The organism is uncultured Streptococcus sp. (assembly GCF_938036805.1).
Taxonomy (GTDB): domain Bacteria; phylum Bacillota; class Bacilli; order Lactobacillales; family Streptococcaceae; genus Streptococcus.
Genome location: NZ_CALHWC010000037.1, coordinates 1 through 9,626, shown reverse-complemented (window position 1 = coordinate 9,626; position 9,626 = coordinate 1). Strand labels below are relative to the sequence as shown.

The window sequence follows — 9,626 nt, the reverse complement described above, 5'->3', positions numbered from 1 at the left end:
AAGGCTAAAATCCAAGACAGGATACCTCCTAAAAAGGCGATGTTGAGCGGCGCATCAGAGAAATTGACAATACCTTCCAAGGAATAGTTGAAGAGGGACCAGAAATTCCAAGAGGTCTTGCCAGCCACTCGTTCGACATTTTTGTATTCCAAGTACTCGGTATTGAAGCCCACCCAGGCAAAAATCCCCTTGGAGAAGCGATTATACTCTGAAACTTCCAGAATAGCTTCTACCATCTGGCGGCGCATCAGTCGAAAGTCACGCGCACCATCTACCATCTCTACCTGACTAATTTTGTTAATCAGCTTATAAAACAAATTGGCAAAAAAGCTCCGGATAGGTGGCTCGCCCTCGCGAGTAGTCCGACGAGTCCCCACACAGTCCAACTCAGGATTAGAGTCCAGCATGGCCTTCATCTCTATCAGGAGCTCGGGCGGATCCTGCAAGTCCACATCCATAACCGTCACAAAATCCCCGCTCGCCTCTTGTAAACCAGCATAGAGGGCTGCTTCTTTTCCGAAATTGCGAGAAAAGGACAGATAGTGCACATCTGAACAGCGACTGCTGAGCTCACGCAAAACAGCCAAGGTTTGGTCTGTCGATCCGTCATTGACAAAAATATATTCAAACTGGTCACGGATTTGATATCTCACCGCTTCCATAGCTTCATGAAACAGAGGAATAGACTCTTCTTCATTGAAGCATGGAACAATCACTGAAATTGTCATATTCTTCCTTTCCTACACACATAGACAATAAATTATCTCATTTTTCGCACGCTACTCCATCTCCATCTTTATCTAACTTGCTACTATAACCCGGTTGCCCACGATAAATAGGGGTAACTCCTGCTCTCCTAGCAGCTTCACAATTAGGATAAATTCCACTTTCTGATATTGTACCCGAGTGATTTTCTACAGAAGAGTTATTAGATGAATGAGAAACTGGTTTGCCCAGCCCGATAGCATTCCAACTTATCCCTTCATAACGCCATCCTACTTGAACCAAATAGTCCTTCTCTCCTTCAGATAAAGTATAATGATGACTACCAGCTTTTGCATTAGGATTATATAATCTATACAACGGATGCTGACCTGAAGATTTCCATGAAACTCCTTCATATCTCCAACCAGCTCGTATTAAGAAATCTCGTTCATTTGCATTCAGAGTATAGTGATGATCACCCGCATTTGGATTGTACATTCTGTAAACATCTTGACCTTCCAGAGGAGCAATCCAACCGATTCCCTCGTAGTGCCACCCTACACCTACCAACATCTCTTTTTCATTCCAACTTGCTGTATAAAAATGTTCTCCACTATTTGGATTATACATTCTATACATTTCTACTCCACCATCGTTTGCACTTACTGACAAAACGTTTATAAACACCATAGATAGCAATACAGCAATAAAAATATAAACTTTCTTCATTTATAACTCCTTAACTAGGCTTTGACACCATAATATTCTAAAATTGTCAATACTATTGACATAACAATAAATAACAACGCAATGAATAATACGAGACTATCCCTCCTCTCTTCTTCCTCATTAGTCAAGACGACAGGTGTAGGAACATAGAAGTGCGAAACATTTAATGCTAATCCCATTGAAAGTATGACTCCAATAAAATATCGTCCTTGAATCCCATTAAAACTCATTTCCGTTACTTTTCCCCACATCAGATAGGCTGTCATCAAAATTCCCAATGTTATACCGAAACCTACTAACAATGTTCCAAACTTACTAAAAGTAGGTAATGGATTATATTGCGGAATCATAAATATGATACAAGCAATAAAAGGAAGATAAAACCACATAAGATTTCCTAAACCATAGCTTAACCAACCAAATGTAAATAGGGACGGGAGTAAATTTGGAATTAAATTAATTATCTCTTTAAAAGAAAATAGCGAAAATGTTTTTAAGTGGGCGAAAGTGTACTTTAATTTTTCAACTGGATTCGCAACATCATTTACCTGAGTTATATTAATTCCACTAGATAAACGTAACCATAGGAAACTAATTATTGCAACGAAAACAATTGCAGTAAATATATACAAGTATGTATGACGGCTTTTAAATTTATTTTTAGGAATGAATAATAATAAGCCAACAATCAAGACATAAGGAAGTTTTATAGTTGCCATTAATAAACATAGAGATGCAAAAATACAAATATCTTTCATATCCACTTTATTCTGACCTACCAAACTACAAAATGTTCCCAACAGTAAGAAAGTTAAACCATTCGCCATTCCATCAGTACTAAAAGACGAAGCTAAATAAACCGCCATCGGTATCATGGCAATTGTAGAGAATAATAACTCTTTTCCGTTAGATTTTTTTATAGCCAATCTTACCAATAATGAATACACAATTAAGTTAGAGAGTCTTCCCAAGACTATAGATGCAAACACACTTAGTCCCAGAATTTTTGCTATTAAAATACCTACTACTTGAGGTAAGTATGGAACAAAAGAGGAAGCATTCGTTGCAACAAATTTCGGATAATAGGCTTTATCTGATGATGTTCGCACCTTATCTAATCCCGATTTTATTAGAGGTGTTTTCATAACTTTATCCGCTATAACCACATCTTTAGAAACCTGAAATTCCTTTGGTTTACTAGGTAAATAAAGATGTCCTTCAGATATATACAAAGCCCGCGAATAGTGAGCAGTCTCATCTGGAGCGTCCAAAACTGGAGTTATGAAAGCAAAGATGCTCCCCATCAAGATAATCATTGTACATACTTTATTATGTATTTTCCCATCTACACAAACAGCTAAACTGCCAATTAGCCCCGTTATGATTAATAATGTTTTAGGTATAAAAATAATCGAGCCACCTAGATAAACATATATAGCTAAAACCACGAGCCATAATAGCAACAAATATTTCCATCTTTTTTTTACATTAACAGCTATTGCTAAGCAATATTGTTGTGCAAAATGAAGGAAGTGTTTAAAATATCCATCAAACATATATCCACTCATCCTTTTATATTTAACTGACTTTATGTTTCATAACCAGTAATAAACTGAAACATCTATATTTCAAAATTTTCAAAAATAATGGAACCACATATGCTAATGCAGAATTTATATTTACTTTTTGAATTCCTTGTTTAATGTATTTATTTCTTTCCCAATTTTTTCCAAAATATTTTTCCATAAATAAAATGATGTCTTTAAAATCTTGTTTCGTTGCCTTAGGGTATTTTAATAACCGATAAGTATGCCCTACACATAAATGCTCCAAGGCTAGATATTGTAATTCTTCTCTATACATTTCAAATTCATCACCAAATAAAGAGAAAAGATATTCTAAGGCATCATAAATATCAAAAATATTAGACTTACTTGAATTCATGATGGAATTAGAAGTATTCACTGTATATTTATATAAATATTTTTGTATATATGAAACATCCGAACATTTTGAAGTAACAAAAGGCATAAGAGCGATGTCTTCATAAATCTTTCCCTTTGGAAAACGATACGATTCTATAAGTGAGCTTTTGTAAATTCTAGTCCACGATGCATGCTTAGTAAGCATAAAAAGACGAATATTATTTGTAGTAGCGGTAGAATCATAGAAAGGATTAACTTTTAAATGTTTTATTGTTTTTTCAGCATTATCAAACAGATCAATATCAAAATAAATAACATCCTTTCCTTTGGCAAACATAAACTCCTTTAAATAGTTTTTATAGATACTATCATCTGGATCAATAAATGTTATGTAGTCACTAGACTTGGTCTGTTCAAGACCATAGTTTCTAGCATCTGATACCCCCCCGTTCTCTTTTGAAAACAATTCAATAAATGGATATTTTTCAACATATTCTCTAATAATATTTTCTGAATTATCGGTACTGCCATCATTGATACAGAGTACTCGCAATGAACACTTTTCTATTTCCTCCTGATGGACAATACTATCTAAACACCTTCTCAAATATTTTTCAGTGTTATAAACAGGAATAATCACCGTTAAATCATATTTCATTTTTACTTCCTTTATCTCTACTTGCTAAAAAATAAATACTTGCAATTCCAAATAAATAAACTAACATAACAATAAAAAAACTAATCGCGGCACCAAGCATACCTTTTTGATAAATAAATGGTTCTGTGATCAATTTAGTAAGTATCAAAAGAATAATATACAAGCCAACTAAAAGATGCTGTTTCCGTATAATCGTTAAAATATTCTCAAAAACAATTGCTAAAGCATATAAAACTCCTGAGAATATCAGAATAGTAAAAGGAAGTACATACCTGTTCAAATCCACGCCAAATATTAAACTAAGTACAGGCACACCGAATAAATAAGCTATAAATGTGACGAACAAACCGCCTAAAGATAGGAATCCTAATAATCTTTTTATAATTAATGAGAATTCTTTATATTCTTTTTTATTCCATAAAATGGCTAATTTTGTAATCAGGGGTCTAACAATTAAAATAATAAGACTCATAAAGAAGACAGGCATAAACAGAATATTAAAATCACGTTGCATTCCAGTTTGTAAAAAGCCCTGATTAAGACCTTTTTCAATGATTATTTTAGGCTCATTTAAAATATATAACAAAATAAATCCATTTACAAATAGTGGCCAACAAGCTAACAATATATCCTTTATATCTTTTTTATAGCGAGTAGACAACAATTCTCGGACTTGAATTTTTTCGAAATAAGCTACAAAACGCATCTCGTAGAAAAAAATGAGTAGCCCATTCCACATAACTAAAGAAAGCAAAGCAAGCAGAACAGACTCAGATAGTAGCAATGTTATTAGTAATACTAGAACACTCGTAGAATATCGAATAAACATTGTTTTCCCAGCAATGTCCATACGCTCTCTTTGTTGAAACAATCCTTGAAATAAATCTGATACTGCATCCCACATGCGATAAAGAATCATAAGAAAGGTCAATAGAAGAGTCTCTAATGAATAACGGCCTTCACCAATTATATATAAATATGGAAACAAGGTAAGTATCATTATCGTAATTGTGAGGATACGAGTCTGAAAATAACCTATAAAACTATGCCGCTGCTTTACATCCGTTCCTTGATAATTTCGAACTTGAAATAAACCGATAACTATCCATAGTGTTCCGATGGAATTAGCTAGGCTAAATTGATCTGCTACTTTAGCAGAACTCAATCTTGTGATAATTAAAAGATATAATACAGATACCCCAGATGCTGCTAAATTTCCCAACAAATTCCAAAAATATATTTCTTTATCCGATGGATCAGTGCGTATCTTCATCTTTATTCCTCAATGCAATTATCTGTACTAAATTTTTAAATTTTGTATCCAATTTTGATAACTTTAAAGTTAGTTGAAACTGATTAATCAACAATAAAAAAATAATGAATAAAAAGATAAAGTTAACGGCTGAAACTATTCCTAAGGCATTCGCAATTTTTTCTGCTAATTTTGGAAAAATACTGAAAACTAATAAAACTATTGAGAAAAATATCCAAAATAAGGCATCATTAATTTGAACTTGTGATTTTCTGATACTACGCAAAATGAAACTACATGTCAAAATAGATACAATAGTTAATACAACTTGAAACCAAATCGTCATTATTTTAACCTCTCTTTCTAAAGTTTTGGATAATCAAAATAGATGCAAACATATGTGTCATATACTGAATAGAACGCGAAAGCGTCAGATAACTTTCACCTGCTTGACGTTCTTCCATCCGTACCTGAGCTTCTGCGACCTTTACCCCATGACGAATTAAGTAGGAAACTGTATCTGGTTCTGGTCCATAATTGATATTAAGTGCAAATTCTTTAATCAAATTCTCAGAAAACATCCGCATCCCTGATGTAGGATCATTAATCGTTTTGCCTGTTGTTAATTTAATTGCTCCACTAATCAATGTATTCCCTAACATTCTGAGAGAATTTTCTCGTTTTTCTGTAACAAAACGAGAACCAATCACCATTTCATACCCCGAATCAATCATTTCTTCTAAAATAGATATATATTCAGGTAAGTGTTGGCCATCGGCATCAAACTGCACTGCTTTTTTATATCCTTTTTCATAAGCATATCGAAGTCCCGTCTGAAAAGCGCCTGCCAAACCCAAATTTACTGGCAAATCAACAATATTATAGCCTTTAGCATGAGAAATTTCTGATGTTTGATCCTTCGAACCATCATTAATAATAATATAGTCATACTGAGAATAATTTTGAATAATATTATCTACAACACTAACAATTGATGCTTCTTCATTATAAGCTGGAATAATAATTAACAAATCTGAAGATTTCACTGATTTGATCTCTCCTTAAAATAGTTTACACCTATTATACAATATATATGCCTCATTTTCTACTGTATAAATGATTATAGTAGGCTCAAGCATAGAACAGTGTAGAATATTCAAAGACTGATATTTCTTTACATCTAACTTTATAAGCCTAAATAAGACAAAAATACGAACAAACTCAGCTTAGTATTCACTAATTCGAGAATTCATTCGCATTTATCTATCAATTATAGAAGAAACTAAATTTTCACTTGAAACACCCTAATCTTCAAAACCATTCGGATGCTTACTCTGCCACCGCCAAGCATCTTGACACATTCGCTCAATATCAAACTTGGCTTCCCATCCTAGTTCATCTTTAGCTCTTTTGGAATCTGCATAGCAAGAAGCTATATCCCCTGCACGCCGCTCTGTAATATCAAACGGAATCTTCTTTCCAACTGCTTTTTCCATATTTTTTATAATTTCTAGAACAGAATAGCCTTTTCCTGTCCCGAGATTATAAATACTCAGTCCAGACTTTCCCTCTAGCTTCTGAAGCGCAGCAACATGCCCTCTTGCCAAATCTACAACATGAATATAATCTCTAACTCCTGTTCCATCAACTGTAGGGTAGTCGTTACCGAATACTCGTACTGATGGCAATTTCCCTACTGCAACTTGAGTTACATAAGGAAGAAGGTTATTTGGGATTCCATTCGGATTTTCCCCTAAATCTCCACTTTCATGTGCACCAATAGGGTTAAAGTAGCGAAGAATCACTACATTCCAACTCACATCGGCTTTATAAATATCTGTCAAAATTTCTTCTGTCATTAGTTTTGTTCGGCCATATGGATTTGTAACTGAAAGTGGGAAATCTTCTAAAATTGGAACTGTGTGAGGGTCCCCATACACCGTCGCTGAAGAACTAAAAATAATATTTTTACAATTAACCTCTTCCATCACTTTTAAAAGCGTTAAAACACCTGTGATATTATTCTTATAATATGCAAGAGGTATTTCCGTAGACTCTCCTACCGCCTTTAATGCAGCAAAATGAATAACTCCTGTAGGTTTCTCTTTCATAAAAATTTCGAGCAACTTTTCCTCATCACAGACATCTGCTATATAAAATGGAATGTTTTGCCCAACAATTTTTTCAACAATTTCAATGCTTTTTTTGTTGCTATTGATTAAATTATCAACTACTACTACTTCATGACCAGCATTAACTAGTTCAATAACAGTATGAGTACCTATAAAACCTGCCCCACCTGTAACTAAAATTTTATGTCTCATTTAAATTAACCTTCACTAATTAAAATATACTGACATTATCTCACAAAAATTCATTATGTTCAAAAAAAAATTAGAATATTTAAAAATTCAATTTCTAAATATTCTAAATCATAGCTATTATTTGTTAGATAGTTTCCAAAGCTATTCTCAAATCCTCTATCAAGTCATCCACATTTTCCAAGCCGATAGAGAGTCGGATTTGATTTGGTGTAATGCCTGCTGCCAGCTGAGCCTCTGGCGACATCTGACCATGAGTCGTTGTAGCTGGATGGACGACTAGGGACTTAGCATCAGCTACATTGGCCAAGTCGGAGAAAATCTCTAGGCTGTCAATAACCTTTCGAGCTTCTTTCTCCGCTCCTTTGACATTAAAGGTGAAGATAGAGCCCACGCCTTTAGGGAAATATTTTTCTGCCAAAGCATGATAAGGACTGTCGGCAAGCTTGGGATAATTGACCTGCTCGACCTTAGGATGTCCTGCTAGGAAATCTACAATCTTCTCGGCATTGGACACATGGCGTTCTACACGCAAAGAGAGAGTTTCCAACCCCTGCAGGAAGAGAAAGGCATTGAAGGGAGACATGGCTGCACCCGTATCGCGCAAGAGCTGAGTCCGGACAGCAGTAACAAAGGCTGCTGCTCCGACATCGCGCGTATAACTGATATCATGATAGCTCGGGTCCGGGTCCACGAACTGCGGAAACTTGCCAGAAGCTTCCCAGTCAAAACGACCGCTGTCCACAATCACACCGCCAATGCTGGTTCCGTGACCACCGATAAACTTGGTCGCAGAATGTACTGCGATGTCCACTCCATGAGAAAAAACATTGATTAGATATGGGGTAGCAAAGGTATTGTCAGAAATCAGCGGAATTTTATGGGCATGAACCAGCTCGGCCAAAGCATCAAAGTCAGGGATATTAATCAGCGGATTGCCCAAGCTTTCAATCAGAACCAACTTTGTATTGTCCTGAATGGCCGCTTCTACTTCAGCCAGATTTTCAATATCAACAAAAGTCGTGGTAATGCCATAGCGAGGGAGAGTTTCCTTAAGCAGATTAAAGGTGCCGCCGTAGATGGTAGAGGCTGCTACTACATGGTCGCCAGCATGCGCCAAGGCTAGAATGGTATAGGTCAGAGCCGCCATACCAGAAGCTGTTGCTAGAGCTCCGACTCCACCCTCCAATGCCGCAATCCGCTCCTCAAAAGCAGACAGGGTCGGATTGGTAATTCGAGTGTAGATATTGCCCGGTTTGCGTAGGGCAAAAAGGTCTTCTCCCTCCTGAGTATCATCAAACACATAGGAAGTTGTCTGGTAAATAGGCAGAGCCCGCGACTTGGTTGTCGGGTCAACTGTCTGTCCGGCATGAAGCTGCAGAGTTTCAAATTTAAATTTACGTGTCATAAGGTCACCTCACTATAGTTATGTGATAAGTCTACCACTAAACGGCTCGCTTGACTAATAGAATTTCCTTATCAAAAGAAATAAAGAGAAGCTATATCTTATAGCTTCTCAGTTATAATCTCAAAAGTCGCCTGATTGCTGGGCCAGTACAGCTGCGACGAAACTTTGTCTAAAGCTACCCACTGAGCTCCTACATGCTCATCAGAAATCTGAATTTCCTTCTGCTCTGTCAGAACTAGAAAGAGATTTTTATGGATGGACAGATTTTCATCAATCTTTACCGTAAAATCCCCAAGACCCGTCAGGTTTGAACAAGCCAAGACCAAGCCGGTCTCTTCCTTTATTTCACGAAGGCAGGCCTCTTCTGGGCTCTCGCCACTCTCAATCCCACCAGTAATAGGCTGCCAAAAGGAAACTTTCTCAGCTTCCACTTTTAAGAGCAAGATTTCTCCATCCTCTGGACGAAAGATCCAGGCTTCAATCGACTGCCTCATCATGATTTTTTCTCAATCGGTGCTATGCTGGCCAGCACTTTCTTCAAACCGACTTCTGGGAAATTGATCTTGAGCTCTTGACTGTTTCCACTGCCAGAGACTGCCAGAACTGTCCCATCGCCCCATTTCTTATG

At 36.2% G+C, this 9,626-nt stretch carries 11 protein-coding genes; all 11 read right to left on the bottom strand.

What is annotated here, in order from left to right; all coding sequences use genetic code 11:
• Positions 1-728 (bottom strand): glycosyltransferase family 2 protein (locus Q0191_RS01740; protein ID WP_297663262.1); only part of this gene is annotated, 728 nt, incomplete at its 3' end.
• Positions 729-765: 37 nt separating this feature from the next.
• Positions 766-1,434 carry an excalibur calcium-binding domain-containing protein gene (locus Q0191_RS01735; RefSeq protein WP_125373234.1) on the bottom strand — a complete coding sequence of 223 codons (669 nt, stop codon included), beginning with the start codon at positions 1,432-1,434 and terminating at the stop codon, positions 766-768.
• A 14-nt stretch (positions 1,435-1,448) separates the two neighbouring features.
• Positions 1,449-2,990 carry a DUF2142 domain-containing protein gene (locus tag Q0191_RS01730; protein WP_297663257.1) on the bottom strand — a complete coding sequence of 514 codons (1,542 nt, stop codon included), beginning with the start codon at positions 2,988-2,990 and terminating at the stop codon, positions 1,449-1,451.
• Positions 2,991-3,012: 22 nt separating this feature from the next.
• Positions 3,013-4,017, bottom strand: coding sequence for a glycosyltransferase (locus Q0191_RS01725; protein ID WP_125447586.1), 1,005 nt, complete (start codon positions 4,015-4,017; stop codon positions 3,013-3,015).
• Positions 4,007-5,290, bottom strand: a complete 1,284-nt coding sequence (locus tag Q0191_RS01720) for a lipopolysaccharide biosynthesis protein (protein WP_297663254.1) — start codon at positions 5,288-5,290, stop codon at positions 4,007-4,009. Before Q0191_RS01720 ends, Q0191_RS01725 begins: the two co-directional genes overlap by 11 nt.
• A complete protein-coding gene (locus tag Q0191_RS01715; protein WP_005590613.1) occupies positions 5,274-5,615 on the bottom strand; it encodes a DUF2304 domain-containing protein in 342 nt (113 codons plus the stop codon). Before Q0191_RS01715 ends, Q0191_RS01720 begins: the two co-directional genes overlap by 17 nt.
• A 4-nt stretch (positions 5,616-5,619) precedes the next feature.
• Entirely contained in the window at positions 5,620-6,315 is a 696-nt protein-coding gene (locus tag Q0191_RS01710) for a glycosyltransferase family 2 protein (protein WP_297663251.1), read from the bottom strand.
• Positions 6,316-6,573: 258 nt separating this feature from the next.
• Positions 6,574-7,593, bottom strand: coding sequence for a UDP-glucose 4-epimerase GalE (gene galE, locus Q0191_RS01705; protein WP_125447580.1), 1,020 nt, complete (start codon positions 7,591-7,593; stop codon positions 6,574-6,576).
• Positions 7,594-7,717: 124 nt separating this feature from the next.
• Positions 7,718-8,998 (bottom strand): O-acetylhomoserine aminocarboxypropyltransferase/cysteine synthase family protein, encoded by a 1,281-nt coding sequence (locus Q0191_RS01700; protein ID WP_297663248.1) that lies wholly within the window; start codon positions 8,996-8,998, stop codon positions 7,718-7,720.
• A 98-nt stretch (positions 8,999-9,096) separates the two neighbouring features.
• On the bottom strand, positions 9,097-9,495 hold the full coding sequence (locus Q0191_RS01695; protein ID WP_297663246.1) for an NUDIX pyrophosphatase: 399 nt from the start codon (positions 9,493-9,495) through the stop codon (positions 9,097-9,099).
• A partial coding sequence (locus tag Q0191_RS10470) for a hypothetical protein (protein ID WP_367170154.1) occupies positions 9,492-9,626 on the bottom strand: 135 nt, incomplete at its 5' end. The genes Q0191_RS10470 and Q0191_RS01695, both read right to left, overlap by 4 nt.